The sequence below is a fragment of the Chryseobacterium balustinum genome (genome assembly GCF_900168205.1).
Classification (GTDB): Bacteria; Bacteroidota; Bacteroidia; order Flavobacteriales; family Weeksellaceae; genus Chryseobacterium; species Chryseobacterium balustinum.
The window spans coordinates 658698-677421 of sequence record NZ_FUZE01000001.1; the positions used below are offsets into that span (position 1 = coordinate 658698).

Genomic DNA, 18724 nt, shown 5'->3' on the forward strand with positions numbered 1-18724 from the left:
ACTAAAGTTTTTTTGATTTTTGGTATATGTTTTGATTCCGCCTTTAGTAATATTAAACTTAATTTAAAATGAAAAAAATTATTCCATTTTTAATGCTTGCATTTGTCAGTATATTTACAGTTAGTTGTGATAATGATGATGATATAGTTGAAGTACCTGTAGACTACGATACTTATTCTACAGCATATGATATAGCTCCGAACTTTACCAGAGTTAATAGTTCGTTATATGAATATGTTGATGAGTTTACAAAACCTTTAGTTGAATCTGATGTAGTGCTTGTTTATATGCAAACTGACACAACAAATAATGGATCTCCTATTTGGAAATTATTACCGTATACCTTCTTTACTAATAATGCAAATAATGATGAGGTTGATTATGGTTTTGATTTCAGTAAATTTGATTTTAGCATTACTGTTAATTCAACTTTGAATCTTGATACTAATTCTTCTTATTATACGAATAAAAAATTTAGAGTAGTAACTGTTCCTGCAAAATCTGGTAAAAATGGCGGTGTAGATTATAACGATTACAACAGTGTAATTAAATTCTACAACATTGATGAGTCAAAAATCAAATTTAAAAATTAAGAATCTTTTCAAATTTTTATAATAAAAAAAGCGCCGGAAATTTACTTTTCAGCGCTTTTGATTTAAATTATTTCTGGTCATCTAAAAAATGGCCGAAGAAATCTTTTTTTGTCTGTAAATATTCTTTACTATTTTCATTTGCCGGAATCTGCAATGGAACTCTTGAGTTGAGGTTGATATTGCTTTCTTCTACAAATTTTACCTTTTCCGGATTGTTGGTTAAAAGGTTAATGTTTTCAATTTTTAATTGGTTTAAAATTTCGATAGCAATACCAAAATTCCGGTCATCTGCAGGTAAGCCAAGTTCTAGATTTGCCTGTACGGTATCAAAACCTTTTTCCTGAAGAGAATATGCTTTAAGCTTATTGATGATTCCGATGTTTCTGCCTTCCTGACGAAGATAAATGATGAGTCCGCCGTTTTCGTGCATGTATTTCATTGCTGCATCAAGCTGTTGCCCGCATTCGCATTTTTTTGAATGGAAAACTTCTCCGGTAATGCATTCAGAATGAAAACGTACATTGACAGGCTGAGAAAAATCTGTATTTTCTGCGACAACTGCCATGTGTGGCATCCAGTCATTTTCATCTTCCGAAAAAGCAATCATTCGGAAATTACCGTGTTCTGTAGGAACATTAGCTTCCGCCTGAATTTTAATCATTGAATTGTTTTGTTTATTTTTTTCCGTTTACAGAATCTTCTATTACGGTAATATTAGTTTTGAGTCTTACCAAATATCTGTTTAATACTTCGTCCTCATCTTTCTTCAGATATTTTCTTAACTTTTGAATGTTTTTGTAAGATTTTTCCAGATTTCTGATGGTCTTATTTTTTCCTGAATTATTCCCTGCAGCTATAGCATATAGGTAATTTTGAAGAGTGTATTTTAAGGTACTTACTTCATCATTTACAGCAGTGTTAGAAAATTTAGGAAATGTAGAAATCAGATTAGTGATTTCTGAGGCATTTACATTTTCGGTAATATTGATGCTTATACTTTTTGAATTTTCGGAATCAGATTTTGCATCACTTGAAAAGGTGTTTGATAAAGGTGATAAGTTCAGCTTTTCAGTAGCACAAGAAGAAGTGATTAATATCAGTGTTCCTAAAAAAAGTAGTCGTCTCATTTTTGCTCCTTTTGGTAAAGGATTGGGTTAAGACTTTCATCGTTGTACATTTTCATTTGTTTGTACACTTTCATCTTAACATCACCGTTTTCAATATCTGTAAGTAATTGAATAATTGAAGTCGACAAATCTTCTTTCTGAGTTAGTAATACGTCTAATTTTGCCTGGCAATTTTGACGGTGCTCTTCAGAAGCAGATTCTCTGTTGGCTTCCAACGACATATGATAAACCTTTAATGCCAAAATAGATAATCTGTCAACAGCCCAAGCTGGAGTTTCAGTGTTTATTTTTGCATTAAATTTAGGAGTAATATTTTTGTATTTATCTAAAAACCAACTATCTATAAATTCTACCAAATCAGTTCTTTTTTGATTTGAAGAATCTATTGTCCTCTTTAATTGAAGAGCCTCAACAGGGTCTATGTTTTCATCTCTAATAATATCCTCTAAATGCCATTGAACGGTATCAATCCAGTTTTTAGCATACAAAATCCGTTCCAAACTGTCTGTTTCAAAAGGATTATTTACAGGTGTTTCAACGCTGTCTAATACATGATAGTCTTCAATAGATTGGTTGAAGATTTTCCAGGCAGTATCGGTAAAATTCATAGAAATGAAGAATTATTTAGTTGCTTTTTGGGGTGTCGTTTGAAGGGGTGTTTTCGGTAGTTTTTGCCTCCGGTTTATCTTCTTCTTTAATAGCATCTTTAAATTCTTTAATTCCAGAACCCATACCTCTCATCAATTCAGGGATTTTTTTTCCTCCGAAAAGTAATAAAAGTATGATGGCAACGATAAGGATGTGCTGCCAAGATAACGCAAGTATTGTTAATGTGTACATTTCTTAAATTTTTGCAAAGTTAATCTTTTTTTAATATGAAACCCAACCTAAAGGGTCAACTGCATTGTTTCCATTCCAAATCTGGAAATCAAGCGTATACGTTCCGTCAAAATCCTGAGCAACTGCTCCTACCACTGTTCCTGCAGAAACCTGTTGGTTCTTAGAAACCGTTGTGCTGCTAAGATTTGAATAAATGGTAAAATAATCACCATGTTTTATCATTACCGTTCTTGTTCCATCTGCTGAAGGAATTACTTGAGATACTACTCCCGGGAAAACGGCTCTTGCAGAAGTTCCTTTTGCTACGGATATTTTGATTCCGTTATTTTCTTCCCAAATCGATTTAAAAACAGGGTGTTGCTGTCTTCCAAATCTATGGGTGATTGTTCCTTGTGCAGGCATAGAAATTCTTCCTTTGCTTGACGCAAAATTACTTCCCGCTGCCGGAGCAGATACCCCATAATTGGTCATTGCTTTTGTTTCTGCCGCTTTCTTGTCACTTTCTTTTTTCTTTTCTAAAGCTTCTTCAGCAGCTTTTGCAGCATTTAGTTTTGCAGTGGCTTCTTTAGCCCTTAATTCAGCATCTTCAGATGCTTTTTTAGCTGCAATCTTTCTTGCCTCGTCTTTTGCACTGGCTTCACTTTTTGCGGCATCTTCATTTCTTTTTCTTTCTTCTTCAGCTCTTTTAGCAACTAACTCTGCTGCTTTTTTTGCTTCAGCTTCGGCAAGCTTTCTTTCTCTTTCCAAAGCTTCAGCACGAGCTTTTGCTTCCGCTTCAATTCTTGCTTTTTCTCTGTCTGCAGCAATTTTTGCTAAACGAATTTTTTCGGCTTCAGCTTTTCTTCTGCTTTCTTCCTCTGCTTTGGCAATTCTTATTTCTTCAGCAATAATGGCTCTTATTTGTCCTTCTAAAGCTTTAGACTGCGTTTGTTTTTGTCTAAGATCAGCGGTAAGTTTGGTTTCGTTTTTCTTGAAATCTGTTACCAACTGTTCTTTCTGAGCTCGTTCAACACTAATAGTTGTTAAATCTTTTTTCTGATTGACTAATAGGTTTTCTTTTTCTGTTGCCGATCTCTTTTTCTGTTCAACAGACTTTTTTAATGCAACAGCTGCAGTTGTTATTTCTGCGGCTTTTTTATCTTGGTTATCAGAGTACTTTTTAAGATATTGTACTCTTCTTAAAGCTTCACCTAAACTTTTTGATGAAAGAATAAATGTAACTTTATTTTGTACTCCTTTGTTTTTATATGCATTGACCAAAACATGAGCAAAGTTTTTTCTTAAAACAGCAAGCTCTCTATTTTGACGATTAATTTCAAGTTGACGAAGATAAATTTCATCTTCAATAAATCTTTTTTCTTTTTGAGTATTGTTATAAACCTTTTCTCTAAGCGCTAATTTTTTATTAACGTTATCCAAATATGATATAGATAATTTAGATTCGTTTCTTGTTTTTGCCAAATCTGAATTTATCTGAGCTATCTGTTTTTTTAGGTCAGCATTTTGTTTCTGTAACTGTTCTTTATTTTGTTGGCCAAATTGTAAACCGAACAGCAAAATGCCTATTAAAAAGCTAATTTTTTTAATCATTTAATATCAATTTTCTTATAATTGGCTGGAACTGAATATGGTGTTTCCATCCTCGAAAAGTCAAATTTCGTGTTTTCAATTAAAATCTGACTTGTTTTGGAACCTTTTATAATTATTTTAACATTTTTTGGTAGCTTCACTTCATTCGGAAAGGTCTCCCAGTTTTCATATACGATTTCAATGGCATCATTGGATTTTACATCTTGTAATTTTACCCAATTTAAATTAAAATCTTCAGTATACTGCATTTCCACTTTGTATTCTCGTGTAATCTCGTTGGTTACAATTTTTTGATTTGTGATTGAAGTCAGTTGGTATCCCTGAGAATTTTTTACAATTTTTGAATTGCTGTTGGTGATGCTCATAAAAGTACGTCCCATCAACAGTTTTTCTAAAGTCTTATAGTCAATAAAGTTTACGTTCAAAAGATTGTTAAGATAGTCAAAGTCTGAATCGATATAATTTTTGTTATACTTATCCATTGCTTTGATACCTTCAGGAGTAATAATTGCTCTTGCCGCAGGAATGATTAAAAAAGTAATATTAGACCATATTTTTTTATCACTTTCGATATAAATTACGGCATCTAGTGGACTTACTCTTAAATCACTCGCTGTAATTTTACTATTGATTTTTACATGTTCAAATTTAGGATGGAGCATTATATTTTCATAAAATACTAAACGATCCTGAATGTTTTTTGGGTCTTTAGGATCATTCTGATCTGAATTTTGAATCTGGATGCTGTCATTTTCAGAAGCAGTCTGATTGAGTGCTTTTCTGCTTTTACAGGAAAGTACAGTCAACGTAATAATCAGTAAGATAGCCCAATTTTTCATATGAATCTTTTATTTTTAAGCAAATGTAATCGTTTCGATTCTACCTGCAATTTTTAGTAATCTTTTGCAATATTAACGCCAAACCACACAAATGGTATTGTGTGGTTTGTTCAACGTTATTTTATTTAAATTTATTTTGATAAAAAATCCAAAACTGAAAAATCTCCTAAAGAAATTTCTCTGGCTACACCAAAATAATGAGCCGAGCTTCCAATCATTGAGTTAGAAAGATTTCCGTGGTCAATGATGGTTTTCTCCTGAATCAATGAGTTGTCAATATTGGAGTTGATTACTTTTGTTCCTTTTCCTAATGAAACGTAAGGCCCAATTTTTGAGTTTGAAATTTCGACTCCTTCACCGATATAGCAAGGCTGAATAATCAAAGAATTTTGAATATTAGCAGACTGAGGAAACTCTGTAAACTCATCTTTTTCGTATTCTAAAATCTTACCATTGGTTTCTACGGTAGCATTTTTATTCCCACAATCCATCCAGTCATCAACTTTTCCTAAAGAAAATTTAGCGCCGGCTTGACGAAGGTTTTCTAATGCAGTTGTCAGTTGATATTCTCCGCTTACTTTAATGTTGTTATCCATGATATGGTTGATCTCAGACATCAGTTTTTCTGCCGAATTAAAGTAGTAAATACCAATAATCGCCAAATCTGAAACAAAAGTCGCAGGTTTTTCAACAAAATCTGTAATAAAACCATAATCATCCAATTTTACAACACCAAAAGCAGAAGGGTCTTCTACTTTTTTTACCCAGATCACCCCATCAGAATTGGTATCTAAAGTAAAATCTGCTCTGAAAAGTGTATCTGCATAAGCGATTACAACATTTCCCTGCATAGATTCTTCAGCACATTTTATAGAGTGAGCGGTTCCTAGGGGCTCTAGTTGGTGATAAATAGTTCCTTTTGCACCAAGTTTTTCGGCTATTTTCAGTAATGATGCTTCAACTTCAGCTCCAAAATCTCCGATAATAAAGGCTACCTCTTCAATTTCTTCACCTGCCACTTTAGCGATATCTTCTACCAATCTCTGTACAATTGGTTTTCCTGCAATCGGAATCAATGGTTTTGGAACGGTTAATGTGTGTGGTCTCAATCTTGAGCCCTTTCCAGCCATTGGAACAATAATTTTCATATATGAATATTTGTTTTATTTATAAGTTTAATTTAAGGTCTTCTTAGTATTTTATTAATCATTGTTCTTTCGTTATATGCTAAAAATGCAATGAAGAAAAGAAACAAACCGTTTCCAATTAAATAATTGTGTCGGAAATAATAAAATGAAATCATCGAAATCGCAATAGATAACGAGAGATAAATTGCTATTTTGGATGTATTATAATGAATGGGATATTGTGATTTCCCCCAAAGGTAGGAAATAATCATCATACTTGTATATGTGATTAATGCTGCAAAAGCACTTGCCCAATATCCGTATGTAGGAATAAATGTAAAGTTGATAAAAATGGTAATTGCAGCCCCGATTAAAGAGATATACAACCCAACTCTTGTCTGATCTGAAAGTTTATACCAGATCGATAAATTTAAATAAATCCCTAAAAACAATGCGCCTAACATTACAAATGGAATAATTTCAATCCCTTCATAATAAAGAGGATTTCCTAGGTATTTTTCGGCAATCCATTGGAGATTAACCATTAATCCCATGTAAATTAAGCAATTGCAAATAACAAAGATATCCATTAAAACGGCATAGGTTTTATGATTGCTCTTGTCTTTAAAACTTGAGAAAAAGTAAGGTTCAATTCCTAGTTGATAGGCCTGTCTGAAGACTGTGATAAAAGTGGCGATTTTATAAACAGCTCCATAGACTCCAATCTGATGTTTGGCTTCTTCTTTTGGAAGCCAGAATTTTAAAAACTGTCGGTCTAAAGTCTGATTGATAATTCCTGCTAATCCTGCAATCATTACCGGCCAGGAATAATTCATGATTCTTTTCCAAAGTTTAAAGTCAAATTTTTTAAAGCTAAAATTTACAAACTCTTTTCCCACAATCAGTAAAGTTATGATGCTTTGAACTAAATTAGCTATAAAAACATATCCGACACCAAATTTTGCATTGTATTTAATTCCTAAAATTCCATTAGGGTAATTGGGAAGCCATTTGATGAAAAATACAACAAGAAAATAATACGCTAAAGCTCCAATAACTTTTGAAAGCATATATTGTATAGGCTTTCCTTCTAATCTCAAAATTGCTGAAGGTATTGTCGCAAAAGCATCAATGGAAAGCATAAAAAGAAATATAACCAGATAATTAACCTGATCAGGAGTTTCAAAAGCATTTGCAAGATCTTGCCTGAAAACATATCCTAAAATCAAATAAATAAAACCAGCTCCCAAAATACTTAGAGCACAGGTAGAAACCAAAGTTTTTTTATCAATATCACCTTCCTGTGCAAAACGGAAAAATGAAGTTTCCATCCCATGGGTAAGAAAAACAGTAATTACTCCAGCAATAGAATACCAATCTACGAAAGGTGATGAAGCAGAAGGTCCGAAAGCTTTTGTTACGATGGGTGCAATAAGAAAAGGGAAGATTCTTACCAATACAGAACTGAGCCCGTAAACAGCGGTTTGTCCAAATAGTTTCTTATACAATTTTAGGTTTTTAAAATGCAAATGTAAATATTAGAATTCACAATTTTCTGATTGATGTTTAAAAATCACTTTGGAAAATATTAAATTTGTGCAATATCAATCTTATATCTAAAAGTAAAAATGAAAATTCTTATAAAAAATGCTCAAATCGTCAACGAAGGAAAAATTATTAAAAGTGATATTCTGATTGAAAACGATTTGATTTCTAAAATCGATTCTCAAATTTCTGAAGATGCCGACCAAATCATTGATGCTTCCGGAAAATATCTTTTGCCAGGAGTAATTGATGATCAGGTCCATTTCCGTGAACCGGGTTTGACCCATAAAGGCGATATCGAATCTGAATCTCGTTCAGCCATTGCAGGAGGAACAACCAGTTTTATTGAGCAGCCAAACACAGTTCCTAATGCGGTTACGCAGGAATTGTTAGCTGACAAATATGAAATTGCTTCTCAAAAAGCCTACGCAAATTACGGTTTCATGATGGGTGGAACGAATGATAATTTGGAAGAAGTTTTAAAAACAAACCCAAGAAATGTTCCCGGAATTAAATTATTTCTTGGTTCTTCTACAGGGAATATGTTGGTTGATAATCCTGAAACTTTAGAAAATATTTTCAGCAATACAAAAATGCTGATTGCCGTTCATTGTGAAGATGAGGCAACGATTCGTGAAAACACTCAAAAATATCTAGATGAATATGGTGAAGATATTCCTGTGAAATTTCATCATTTGATCAGAAGCGAAGAAGCTTGTTATAAATCTTCTTCAAAAGCAGTTGAACTGGCGAAAAAAACAGGAGCAAGACTTCACGTTTTTCACCTTTCCACGGCAAAAGAAATGGAACTTTTCAGAAATGATATTCCTTTAAAAGATAAAAAAATCACTGCGGAAGTTTGTGTTCATCATTTAACTTTTACAAATGAAGATTATGATACAAAAGGCGGATTAATCAAATGGAATCCTGCGGTAAAAACTCAAAATGACAAAGATGCACTTTGGGAAGCGTTGTTGGATGACAGAATTGATGTGATTGCAACAGATCATGCGCCTCACACTTGGGAAGAAAAGCAGAATGTGTATACAAAATGTCCCTCCGGGGCGCCGTTGGTACAACATTCTTTGGTGGTGATGCTTGAAAATTATATTAACGGAAAAATTTCTTTAGAGAGAATTGTTGAAAAAATGGCTCATAATCCTGCGATTTTGTTCAGAATTGAAAAAAGAGGTTTCATTAAAGAAGGATACAAAGCAGATTTAGTTTTGGTTGATTTAAATGAAAAATGGACGGTCGAAAAAGAAAATATCCTGTACAAGTGCGGTTGGAGCCCGTTGGAAGGGATGAGTTTCCATTCTAAAGTGACTCACACTTTCGTTAATGGAAATCTGGTTTATGAAAATGGTAAAGTCAACGAAGAAAAATTCGGCGAACGTTTGCTTTTTGAAGTTCAGGAATAAATTGTAAAAAAGTAATCATATCAATAGAGTAGGCTTTAGCTAAAGCACAATTTTTGCTCAAGTCTCGTTGCGATTATACAGCATCATCAAACCTCACAGACTTCTAAAGCCTGTGAGGTTTTAAAATTTTATAATTAAAAATTTCTTTAGCAAATTATGCATATTTACTTACGGAAAGTAAATCGTATACTGAGGTTAATGCTATTTAGGCTATTAGAGAAAAATAGAAACTAAAAATCATTATTGTTTTATAGGAACTGAAAATGTTCGTTTTGGTGACTTGCAAAGAACAATTGATGTAATTTCTGCAAAAGTACTTTAGAGTGAATTAAAAGATTTGAAACCCCACGGTTTTATGAAAAGATTATTGTCTTGCAAGACAAAGCCGGTTGTTATAGAATATATTTCTGCCGATTACAGCAGAGCACTGAAAACTGTGATTGTATCGATTTCCGACTTGGGAAGAAGTCACAAAAAATATCAGGAAAGATTCTTTTGCTTAATTTTAAGAAGCCAATATCAAAGAACTTTAATTGGTCAATTACCAATCGGTGCTTTTTTCGAAATACAAAATGCCGTTTTTGGTTTTAAGAATATCACCGTCATTTTCAAGGTTTTTTAATATACGGCTCACTACTTCTCGGGAAGTACCTAAATTATTGGCAATTTCTTGATGGGTTATTCTTAAAGGGTTTCCGTGATTAATCTGTACTTGGTCTTTAATAAAGTTTAGAATTCTTTTATCAAGTTTATAATACATCGCATTATTTACCTTAGAAATAATATCTGAAAGCCTGTTTTTGTATTCCAAATAAAAGACCTTGTTGATTTCTGGATACTTAACCAGCCATTGGTGCAGTTTTTCTACAGGAATCAATATAAGCTGAGAATCTTTTACAGCCACAGAATAAACGCTGCTTATATAGTTGCTGAAAATTGATGAAAATGTCATAGAGCAACTTTCGCATGGTTTTACATAATAATGGATAAATTCGTTTCCATCATTCAGCGAAAACACTTTTAATGATCCTTTAGATAAAATAGGAACAAACCTGTTTCTTTGTCCTTCTCTCACAATTTCGTCTTTAGCAACTACATTTTGTATGAGGATATTATATTCAAACTCATTGAGAAAATCCTTTCCAAGAAAGCCAAATTTTTTTACAATAGTTTTTCGGTACATTAAATTTATTTCAAGTATTATTAAATAATAGCCTCCATTTTAAAAATTATCAAAAAGCTTTTAAGGCATAGTTTGATGTATTTACCTATCCGTTTTTCCGGTGTCTTCTTTTTGAAGATAAGCTTCGCAAAAAGAAAAAAATCTATGTAAACAGATTTAAAAATGATGCTGAAGCAACGATTAAAAACTTGGCCGAAGCGTATTCAGTCTTTAATAGGATTAATTTTTATAACATCTTAAAAGACGATTCTAAAAAAAATCGAAATAAATGAAAACATATAATGTGTTTTTGTATTTTTAAATTATCAGTTTGCAATTTAGCTTCAGTAATTAGCCAAAATTTGACAACACATTCTATTAATTAAAAATTGAATATCATCAAGAAAACTTCATCAGGCTTTGATGATGTTCGTACAGCCCGTCCAATAAAAGAGATTGTACTTTGTTTACAGCAAACTGTCTTAAAACGGTTACGTTTTTTTCGGAATAATCTTTAAATCTGTCTGGGTGAAAACCTACAGGATCCTGCAACAAATTTGTGATGATAAAATCTTTGTCAATAAAGAGATGATTAAACCTTGTTCTAATAGTTTCGGAGAATTCATGAGTGAAAAATTCATTAAAACCAATATGCACGACGGTAGATTTTTCATTCATGATATCGATTGCAATTAAATCTTTTGCAAAAATAATTTTTTTTGGCTGTAATATTAATTCTCTTTTTTTATTAATTAATATTAGAGTTTTTTCATAGGTGATGATAATATTGTAAAAATAATCGAAACAATTTTTATTCAAGCTCAAAACGGCTACTTTGAAATCTTTCATATTATTCATTTTGTACAATGTGGTGTTAAAAATTAGATACTGTTTAAAGAACACAATGGTTTTGAATCAGACATTTTTTTTCTGGACAAAAAGACAGAATGTTTTTTAATTTAAAATTGTAATTATTCATTTTAAAAAAGCAAATACAGAAGTTTTAGACGTAATAATTAATTATTTAGACTGAATAAGAATTATTATGAATAACAAAAATGATAAATAGGAAGATTATGAAACGGTGATAAAAGTCACAAAAATTTCTTTTTTTTAATTAAAGAGATGGGGTAGAGTAAAAGAAAAATGCCTTCAAAATAGAAAAGGCATTTTAAAATTGTAATAAGCGAAAAAAAACAATGTTTTTAGATTCAGAAAAAGCAGGAAATAATATAAAGAAAGATATTTTTGAAATTGATTGTCAAGATGATCAATAGAATGAGCTTTAGTTAAGGTATAATTTACTTTCGCAGATTTTTTACATAATCATCTGCGAAAATCTCATAAATCGATGAGGGATTTAATTAAAAGACTGCCTAAACTCCAACGGCGACATATTCGTTTTCTTTTTAAAAAGCGTAGAAAAAGATTGGGAATGCTCAAATCCCAATTCATACGCAATTTCGCTTATCGAAAGTTCAGTCATTGAAAGTTTTTCTTTGGCTTTACTGATCAGCTTTTCATGAATATGTTGTTGGGTATTTTGTCCGGTATGAACTCGCAAAAGATCACTCAAATAATTTGGAGAAAGATTCATTGCTTCTGCAATTTGATGAACAGTTAAAAGTCCTATATCAGAAGACTCCTGATTAAAATAATTATTCATAAAAGTTTCAAATTTCGTTAAAAGCTGGTGGGTTCCACTTTTTCGGGTGATGAATTGTCTTTCATAAAAACGCTTCGAATAATTCAAAAGCAATTCGATCTGCGTCAAAATGATTTCCTGCGTATGATGATCGATATGCTGATATTCTTTATCTATTTTATTCATAATTTCAAGCAAATCATTCTCTTCATCTTCAGATAAATGTAAAGCTTCATTCACTGCATACGAGAAAAATCCATAAGAAGAAATCGTCTTCGCCAATGAATGTTTCAGCAGAAAATCTTCATGAAAGATCAGCAAATAGCCCGTATTTTCACAATCCATTGTCTGCAAATCCAGATACTGCACTTGATTCGGTGCTGTAAAACTCAAAACACCTTTGTCATAATCGTAATGTTGTTGTCCGTATTTTATTTTTCCGGTTGCATTTCGTTTCAGAGCTACACAATAATAACGGCTTACAAAGCCTTTCCAGACCTCATCTTCAATAAAAACACTTTCCGAAAGATTAATGACACTTACCATCGGATGCTTTGGCTCAGGAAGCGACAACAATCTGTGAAAAGCCGAAATAGATTTTATTGTGTTCATAACTTTTTATTTTTTTATGGCGCCGATTTCCGTCTTCCACTCCCGCTTTTTTGCTCCGCAAAAAGAGCTCCGTTCAAGCCGGGGCGCAAAATCGTACTGCATTTTTAATTTAAGTAGTCTGTCATTCTGACGAAGGAAGAATCTTACAAATATAATAATGGGGAGATTCTTCACTACATTGCATTTCGTTCAGAATGACAAACTGTAGAATAATTTAAACAATCAAAATTACAGATTAATAATCCAAAAGCCCCATACTGAATTCATCATAAGGTGCACCTGTATCGGTTCCCAACGGTACAATACTTTCCAGCTTCTGGATATCAGATTCGCTTAACACAATTTTACTTGCTTCAATATTCTTTTCAAGATATTTTCTGCGTTTCGTTCCCGGAATAGGAAGAATTCCTTTACTGATAATCCACGCCAAAGCCAATTGTGATGATGTAATATTTTTTTCTTGTGCAAGGTTTTCAATAGCTTCCACCAATTCGATGTTTTTATGAAAATACTGCTCCTGAAAACGAGGAATTCCCCTTCTGAAATCATTTTCAGGCAGATCATCAATCGAACGTATCTGCCCGGATAAAAATCCTCTTCCCAAAGGTGAGTACGCTACGAAACCAATTCCCAATTCATTCAACGTTTTGATGACACCTTTTTCCTCAACAGTTCTTTCAAAAAGAGAAAATTCACTCTGAACTGCCGAAATCGGATGAACTGCGTGTGCTTTTTTTACCGTTTCCGAAGAAACTTCCGACAAACCGATATAGCCGATTTTACCTTCTTTCACCAAATCGCCCATCGCTCCAACGGTTTCCTCAACAGGAACATTTTTATCTAAACGATGCATGTAATAAAGGTCGATATAATCAGTTTTCAGATTTTTAAGCGAACGTTCAATCGATTTTTTCACATACTCTTTTGTTCCGTTGATTTTCCAGGTTACCTGGTCATTATCATCAATCTCCCAACCGAATTTTGTTGCAATAATATACTTGTTGCGATTTCCTTCAATAGCTTTCGCAATTAATTGTTCATTTTTAAATGGACCGTATAAATCGGCAGTGTCCAGAAAGTTCCCACCCAATTCTAAAGAACGGTGAATGGTTGCGATAGCTTCTTTCTCATCGGTTTTACCATACATGTCTGCATCGCCAAAACCTGTCATTCCCATACATCCCAAACCTATATTCGGAACGATTAATCCCTGGTTTCCTAATTTTACTTGATTCAATTTCATATTCTTGATTTTATTGATACAAAATTCAGCAGAAATTAGAAATAGGATGTATGCAAAACGATGAATTTCGTATGTAAACTACTGATGAATGAATTTTAATCTAATATTTGTCATTCTGAAGAAGGAAGAATCTCTACGCATAAAGTAGATTCCACGCTGCACTGTGTTCCGCTCTGAATGACAAACTAGATGTTTATTTTCTAGGTTTAGCACTCATATAAAAACTCAATTTCCCTCCATTCATAATATCAGAATGTTTCAAAGTAAAGTTTTTAATTTCCTTTCCATTCAATAGAATTTTTTGAATATAGACATTCTTCGGACTTTGGTTGATGGCTTCAATTTCAAAAGTTTTTCCGTTTTCTAAATTCAAAACAGCATGGTCAATCGCAGGACTTCCAATTGCATAATCTTCCGAACCCGGAGCAACAGGATAAAAACCAAGCGAACTCAAAATATACCATGCACTCATTTGTCCTGCGTCATCATTTCCGCCCAAACCATCAGGAGTGGCTTTGTATTGCATTTCCAAAATTCGTCTGATTTGAGCTTGAGTTTTCCAAGGTTGCCCCGCCCAATTATAAAAATACGCGACATGATGAGCCGGTTCGTTTCCGTGAACATAACCGCCAATAATTCCTTCTCGTGTAATGTCTTCGGTATCTGCAAAAAACTCGTCTGGTAAATGCATCGTGAACAATTCATCCAATTTTGAAGCAAATTTTTTCTTGCCGCCCATCATTTTAATTAATTCATCCGGATTTTGAGGAACGAAGAAGCTATAATTCCATGAATTTCCTTCAATGAAACCTTGTCCGTGTGTACTTAATTCATTAAAATCTTTTTTAAAACTCCCGTCAGCCAAACGAGGACGCATAAATCCTACTGTTTTATCAAAATTATTTTTCCAGTTTTCCGAACGTTTGATGAATTGATTGTAAATTTCTGTTTCACCCAACTGTTTCGCTAGTTGCGCAATTGCCCAATCATCATAAGCGTATTCTAAGGTATTTGAAACTGAAGTGCCACTTTTCTCAGCAGGAATATATCCTTTATCTATATAATATCCGATTCCTTCATAATCTCTTTTGTTGGCAGTTTCTACACAGGCTTTTAATGCAGCTTTTGCATCACCGTTATAATTTCCTTTAATAATCGCATCTGCAACAACGCTTACACTGTGATATCCGCTCATACACCAATTATCATTCGCATAATGCGACCAAATCGGCAACATCTTCATCGAAAACTGATTGTAATGAGCCATCATCGATTTTACCATATCACCGTTTCTTTTGGTTTGAATGATATTAAAGAAAGGGTGTAATGCACGATAGGTATCCCAAAGTGAAAACGTTGTGTAATTGGTAAAACCTTCTGCTTTATGAATATTTTGGTCTAAACCTTTATATTCTCCGTTTACATCTGTATAAGTTGTCGGATTGATAAAAGTATGATACATTGCCGTATAAAAGTTTGTTTTCTCTGTTTCAGAGCCTTTAATAACGATTTTATTTAATTCTTTATTCCAAATTTCCTGTGTTTGTGCTTTTACCTGGTCAAAAGATAAGTTTCCAGTCTCTTTTTCTAAATTTTCTAAAGCATTTGCTTGACTTACCGGTGAAATTGCAAGCTTAACTTCAATTGCTTCATTTTCATTCGTATCGAAATCAAAATACATTTTCAGATTTTTTCCTGCGATTTCCGGAAAGTTTTTCGTCTGGTCAAATTTTCTCCAAAATCCGCCATACACTTGTTTCCCGTCATAATTTTTCTGGCCGTAAGATTTAAATGGCTTTGAAAATGTCATCGCAAAATAAACCGTTCGTGTTCTTGCCCAGCCGTTGGTCTGTCGATAACCTGTGATGGTATTTCCGTTTTTTACACGAACGTAAGTCCAAACATTTTTACCATCATAATTATAAATACCGGCCATCAAGTCTAAAATAATATGTGCCTGGTCAGATTTTGGGAAAGTGTAGCGATGAACACCGACTCTTGTTGTAGAAGTTAATTCGGCTAAAATATTGTGGTCGTCTAACTTTACTTTGTAATATCCAGCTTCTGCGGTTTCATTTGCATGTGAAAATCTGCTTCTGTAACCACTTTCAGGATTTGTTGCTGTTCCGGGATTCAATTGCAGTTTCCCAACAGTTGGCATTACGAGAAAATCTCCTAAATCAGAATGCCCTGTGCCACTAAAATGGGTAGAACTAAAGCCTACAACGGTTTTGTCTTCATAGCGATACCCTGCACAATATTTATAAACATCACCATTATATTTTCCGTTCATTTCATAAGAAATCGTATCGGTTTCCGGGCTGAGCTGAATGGCTCCAAAAGGTGCAGTAGCTCCGGGATAGGCGTGTCCCATCTTTTCTGTCCCGATTAACGGATTGACATATTGATGTAGTTTCTCAAATTTTTGAGCATTATTTAAACCAAAAATTAAAATAAATATAAAAATAAGAGTTCCGGAATTTTTCATAAGATTTAAATAGTAAAGTTATGTTAAATATAAAAAAGTATCTGCCTGTAAATTAAAGGCTTGAATCTAATCTATTTTATAAAAAAAGCGATTTAAGAAATCATAAACAAGATTTCTATCCTGCTTTTTAAAATTATCGTCAATGATGATGGAGCCTTTTGGCTGAAATCTAATAATAGGTTTATAATCATCAGCAATTTTTATTTGTTTATAGGGTATTCCATGTTCTTCAAGTCTGTCGAGATTACTAGGAAAATACCTTGCGTCAATTTTTACTGTTTTTCCGGAATCCTTGAGCATGTCTAAAATGTAATAGGTCTTTTCGGTTCCATAAATATTTAATACGGCAACTGATGAAAAGAAGAATAAAATATTAACAATTAAAATTCCTTTTAAAATAAAAAGGTTTTTGATTTTAGTATTATTTACCTCCAATATAAGCAGCAATATTAGTGGGATCAGATAAAATTGGGGAATATACCGTACCCACCAAGGATCAGAAATAATCAATACAGACGCTAAGATTGGAAGAATGCTAATAAAAAGTATTTTTTGCTGATGATTGAGATTTTTCAGAAGTTTATTATTGACGATAAAAAATAATAATAAAACGATCAAAAAACCACTATAAAATATACCAAATCCTCCGACGCCAATATCTGCATCAGCCAACCGATTCAGCTCTTTTTGGGAAATGCTGAATGGAATTTTATAAGACATATTATCTTTATCAAAAGACCCTGTTTTGGTAAATAATGTAAATGCAAGTTTTTCTATTCGATTATTATTTCTTACAAATCCTTCTGGTGCAAAGCGCTCAAGAATATCGATTGATCCTTCTCCTTTTAATGGATAAAATACATGCTTTCCTTCTTTCAAATTTGTAATATATGGGTTGTAATTACAGAATATTAATAAAAAAGAAGCGCATAGTAATGGCAATATTAAGGCTTTAAGCGATGATATTTTTTTCAAAAACAACAAAATAACCAATATACAAACAGTCAATACACCCAATGTTGGCATTGAAGTAAACTTTAAACTTCCACCAATCGTTAAAGTTGCTATGATCAATGCTATATAAATTCTTTCTTTTGTTTTGATAAAAAGAAAAAGAGAACTCAAAAAGCAAATGATAAACGAATAACTAAATCCGTCTACATAAAAAGTTAAAATTTGTGAAATTACAACTGGATTGGCAGCTATTAGAAAAGCAAAGATCCATTGTTGTTTAAGATTAATACTAAAGGATTCCAAAGCTTTTTTTGTAATCAGTAATGAAGAGATAAAAAGAAAAATATTGATGGCTTTCCCAGTTTCTATTTTGCCAAAGAAAGAATAAATGCAAGACTGTATTATTTCGGCTCCTTTTGGATAATGCTCCGTCCACACTTTCATTGTACGAGAATGAGATTCAAAGGAAATAGGATTCCAGCCATTTTTCAACTGAATAATACTTTCCTGATGATAGCTTTGCCCGTCTGCAGAGAGGTCAAAAAAATAACCGCTGATTAAAAAACCAAATAATAAAATGAGCGCTGTGATAGCCCCTGAAATAAAATTAACTCTACAAATTAAAAAAGAAATGATTACCGACAGCGGATAATAGAATCTTGTTACAGGAAAGTTTAAAAAAAGGCCAAGCTGAGAAATAAGCAAGCAAATGAAAAGATGGAAAATAACAATAAATACTATTTTTTCGAGATAAATTTTATTCATATTCTGCATTTATACAAATATAAAATATTGTAAGAATAAAAGATCAATTAAAAAAAATGAAATTAGAGATAAGAAGCAGATAAAGGTTATTATTCAGAAAAGCGAAAGCCAATACCGTGAATGTTTTCTATCGCGACAGTATTTTCATCGGCAAAAACTTTTCGCAATCTTGAAATAAAAACATCAAGACTTCGTCCCATAAAATAATCATCATCGCCCCAGATTGCCTTCAAAATATCCTGCCTTTTGAGGACGGTATTTTTATGACGAATAAAATACAAAAGCAAATCAGATTCTCTTTGAGTAAGCGTTATTGTATTTTGAGTGTCATTTAAAGTATAGTTTTTAGGGTCAAAATTGTACTTTCCGACTTTATATTTTTGTGGAAAGGCTTCCGTTTTCTTGGAACGTTTTAGGAAAATTTCAATTTTTAAAATCAATTCTTCGATGCTGAAAGGTTTTACCAAATAATCATCTGCACCGATTTTCAAACCTTTAATTCGGTCTTCTTTTAAAGCTTTAGCAGAAGTGAAAATGATTGGGATCTCGGCATTTTTATCTCTTATTTTTTGTGCTAAATCGAAACCGTTCATTTCGGGCATCATAATATCGAGCAAACAAATGTCAAAATCTTTGGTGTTGAACGCTTCAAACGCAGATTTTCCGTTTGAGCAATGCTCTATTTCATAATAATTTTCTAAGCTGTCCTGAATTAGAAAAGCTATGGTTTCATCATCTTCTGCGTATAGAATTTTAGATTTATCCATCATTTA

General features: G+C 32.8%; 17 protein-coding genes. 2 read left to right on the top strand and 15 right to left on the bottom strand.

All coding sequences use genetic code 11. The features are described 5' to 3' along the window. Positions 1 to 68 precede the first annotated feature (68 nt). Complete coding sequence (locus tag B5X64_RS03195; protein ID WP_079463846.1) at positions 69 to 593, top strand: hypothetical protein; 525 nt, start codon at positions 69 to 71, stop codon at positions 591 to 593. A gap of 67 nt (positions 594 to 660) precedes the next feature. Here the strand turns inward: B5X64_RS03195 and ribA are convergent, their stop codons facing one another. From ribA to B5X64_RS03235, 8 genes are all read right to left on the bottom strand, one after another. Next, positions 661 to 1254, bottom strand: a complete 594-nt coding sequence (gene ribA / locus B5X64_RS03200; RefSeq protein WP_079463847.1) for a GTP cyclohydrolase II — start codon at positions 1252 to 1254, stop codon at positions 661 to 663. Positions 1255 to 1267: 13 nt separating this feature from the next. Then, positions 1268 to 1720 carry a hypothetical protein gene (locus tag B5X64_RS03205; protein ID WP_079463848.1) on the bottom strand — a complete coding sequence of 151 codons (453 nt, stop codon included), beginning with the start codon at positions 1718 to 1720 and terminating at the stop codon, positions 1268 to 1270. Continuing rightward, complete coding sequence (locus tag B5X64_RS03210) at positions 1717 to 2328, bottom strand: DUF4254 domain-containing protein (RefSeq protein WP_079463849.1); 612 nt, start codon at positions 2326 to 2328, stop codon at positions 1717 to 1719. Before B5X64_RS03210 ends, B5X64_RS03205 begins: the two co-directional genes overlap by 4 nt. 16 nt (positions 2329 to 2344) lie before the next feature. After that, the gene (locus B5X64_RS03215) at positions 2345 to 2560 is read right to left on the bottom strand and encodes a twin-arginine translocase TatA/TatE family subunit (RefSeq protein ID WP_079463850.1); all 216 of its coding nucleotides are present in this window, start codon (positions 2558 to 2560) and stop codon (positions 2345 to 2347) included. A 30-nt stretch (positions 2561 to 2590) separates the two neighbouring features. Then, positions 2591 to 4150, bottom strand: coding sequence for a murein hydrolase activator EnvC family protein (locus B5X64_RS03220; RefSeq protein WP_079463851.1), 1560 nt, complete (start codon positions 4148 to 4150; stop codon positions 2591 to 2593). Further along, entirely contained in the window at positions 4147 to 4989 is an 843-nt protein-coding gene (gene lolB1 / locus B5X64_RS03225; protein WP_079463852.1) for a lipoprotein insertase outer membrane protein LolB1, read from the bottom strand. The genes B5X64_RS03220 and lolB1 overlap by 4 nt, the downstream gene beginning before the upstream one ends. 131 nt (positions 4990 to 5120) lie before the next feature. Further along, on the bottom strand, positions 5121 to 6137 hold the full coding sequence (locus B5X64_RS03230) for a sugar phosphate nucleotidyltransferase (RefSeq protein WP_079463853.1): 1017 nt from the start codon (positions 6135 to 6137) through the stop codon (positions 5121 to 5123). Between the two features lie 32 nt (positions 6138 to 6169). Continuing rightward, positions 6170 to 7624, bottom strand: a complete 1455-nt coding sequence (locus B5X64_RS03235; protein WP_079463854.1) for a lipopolysaccharide biosynthesis protein — start codon at positions 7622 to 7624, stop codon at positions 6170 to 6172. A 120-nt stretch (positions 7625 to 7744) separates the two neighbouring features. Here B5X64_RS03235 and B5X64_RS03240 point away from each other — a divergent pair, with 120 nt between their 5' ends. After that, positions 7745 to 9082, top strand: a complete 1338-nt coding sequence (locus tag B5X64_RS03240) for a dihydroorotase (RefSeq protein ID WP_079463855.1) — start codon at positions 7745 to 7747, stop codon at positions 9080 to 9082. 541 nt (positions 9083 to 9623) lie between these two features. Here the strand turns inward: B5X64_RS03240 and B5X64_RS03245 are convergent. The 7 genes from B5X64_RS03245 to B5X64_RS03275 all read right to left on the bottom strand — a co-directional run bounded on the left by B5X64_RS03245 (position 9624) and on the right by B5X64_RS03275 (position 18718). After that, entirely contained in the window at positions 9624 to 10265 is a 642-nt protein-coding gene (locus B5X64_RS03245; RefSeq protein ID WP_079463856.1) for a Crp/Fnr family transcriptional regulator, read from the bottom strand. Between the two features lie 378 nt (positions 10266 to 10643). Further along, on the bottom strand, positions 10644 to 11093 hold the full coding sequence (locus B5X64_RS03250) for a hypothetical protein (protein ID WP_123920999.1): 450 nt from the start codon (positions 11091 to 11093) through the stop codon (positions 10644 to 10646). Between the two features lie 511 nt (positions 11094 to 11604). After that, positions 11605 to 12501: a helix-turn-helix domain-containing protein gene (locus tag B5X64_RS03255; protein WP_079463858.1), complete on the bottom strand. Its 897-nt coding sequence runs from the start codon at positions 12499 to 12501 to the stop codon at positions 11605 to 11607. A gap of 235 nt (positions 12502 to 12736) precedes the next feature. Further along, on the bottom strand, positions 12737 to 13744 hold the full coding sequence (locus B5X64_RS03260; protein ID WP_079463859.1) for an aldo/keto reductase: 1008 nt from the start codon (positions 13742 to 13744) through the stop codon (positions 12737 to 12739). A 193-nt stretch (positions 13745 to 13937) separates the two neighbouring features. Beyond that, positions 13938 to 16232: a GH92 family glycosyl hydrolase gene (locus B5X64_RS03265; RefSeq protein ID WP_079463860.1), complete on the bottom strand. Its 2295-nt coding sequence runs from the start codon at positions 16230 to 16232 to the stop codon at positions 13938 to 13940. Between the two features lie 66 nt (positions 16233 to 16298). Continuing rightward, on the bottom strand, positions 16299 to 17951 hold the full coding sequence (locus B5X64_RS03270) for a hypothetical protein (RefSeq protein WP_123920997.1): 1653 nt from the start codon (positions 17949 to 17951) through the stop codon (positions 16299 to 16301). A gap of 89 nt (positions 17952 to 18040) precedes the next feature. After that, a complete protein-coding gene (locus B5X64_RS03275) occupies positions 18041 to 18718 on the bottom strand; it encodes a response regulator transcription factor (protein WP_079463960.1) in 678 nt (225 codons plus the stop codon). Positions 18719 to 18724 lie beyond the last annotated feature (6 nt).

What these genes read in the sequence shown, in the direction of transcription:
- B5X64_RS03255 (WP_079463858.1), bottom strand. Translation starts at nt 12,501, where the DNA reads ATGAACACAATAAAATCTATTTCGGCTTTTCACAGATTGTTGTCGCTT.
- B5X64_RS03275 (WP_079463960.1), bottom strand. Translation starts at nt 18,718, where the DNA reads ATGGATAAATCTAAAATTCTATACGCAGAAGATGATGAAACCATAGCT.
- lolB1 (WP_079463852.1), bottom strand. Translation starts at nt 4,989, where the DNA reads ATGAAAAATTGGGCTATCTTACTGATTATTACGTTGACTGTACTTTCC.
- B5X64_RS03240 (WP_079463855.1), top strand. Translation starts at nt 7,745, where the DNA reads ATGAAAATTCTTATAAAAAATGCTCAAATCGTCAACGAAGGAAAAATT.
- B5X64_RS03245 (WP_079463856.1), bottom strand. Translation starts at nt 10,265, where the DNA reads ATGTACCGAAAAACTATTGTAAAAAAATTTGGCTTTCTTGGAAAGGAT.
- B5X64_RS03220 (WP_079463851.1), bottom strand. Translation starts at nt 4,150, where the DNA reads ATGATTAAAAAAATTAGCTTTTTAATAGGCATTTTGCTGTTCGGTTTA.
- B5X64_RS03265 (WP_079463860.1), bottom strand. Translation starts at nt 16,232, where the DNA reads ATGAAAAATTCCGGAACTCTTATTTTTATATTTATTTTAATTTTTGGT.
- B5X64_RS03270 (WP_123920997.1), bottom strand. Translation starts at nt 17,951, where the DNA reads ATGAATAAAATTTATCTCGAAAAAATAGTATTTATTGTTATTTTCCAT.
- B5X64_RS03215 (WP_079463850.1), bottom strand. Translation starts at nt 2,560, where the DNA reads ATGTACACATTAACAATACTTGCGTTATCTTGGCAGCACATCCTTATC.
- B5X64_RS03250 (WP_123920999.1), bottom strand. Translation starts at nt 11,093, where the DNA reads ATGAAAGATTTCAAAGTAGCCGTTTTGAGCTTGAATAAAAATTGTTTC.
- B5X64_RS03210 (WP_079463849.1), bottom strand. Translation starts at nt 2,328, where the DNA reads ATGAATTTTACCGATACTGCCTGGAAAATCTTCAACCAATCTATTGAA.
- B5X64_RS03195 (WP_079463846.1), top strand. Translation starts at nt 69, where the DNA reads ATGAAAAAAATTATTCCATTTTTAATGCTTGCATTTGTCAGTATATTT.
- B5X64_RS03230 (WP_079463853.1), bottom strand. Translation starts at nt 6,137, where the DNA reads ATGAAAATTATTGTTCCAATGGCTGGAAAGGGCTCAAGATTGAGACCA.
- ribA (WP_079463847.1), bottom strand. Translation starts at nt 1,254, where the DNA reads ATGATTAAAATTCAGGCGGAAGCTAATGTTCCTACAGAACACGGTAAT.
- B5X64_RS03260 (WP_079463859.1), bottom strand. Translation starts at nt 13,744, where the DNA reads ATGAAATTGAATCAAGTAAAATTAGGAAACCAGGGATTAATCGTTCCG.
- B5X64_RS03205 (WP_079463848.1), bottom strand. Translation starts at nt 1,720, where the DNA reads ATGAGACGACTACTTTTTTTAGGAACACTGATATTAATCACTTCTTCT.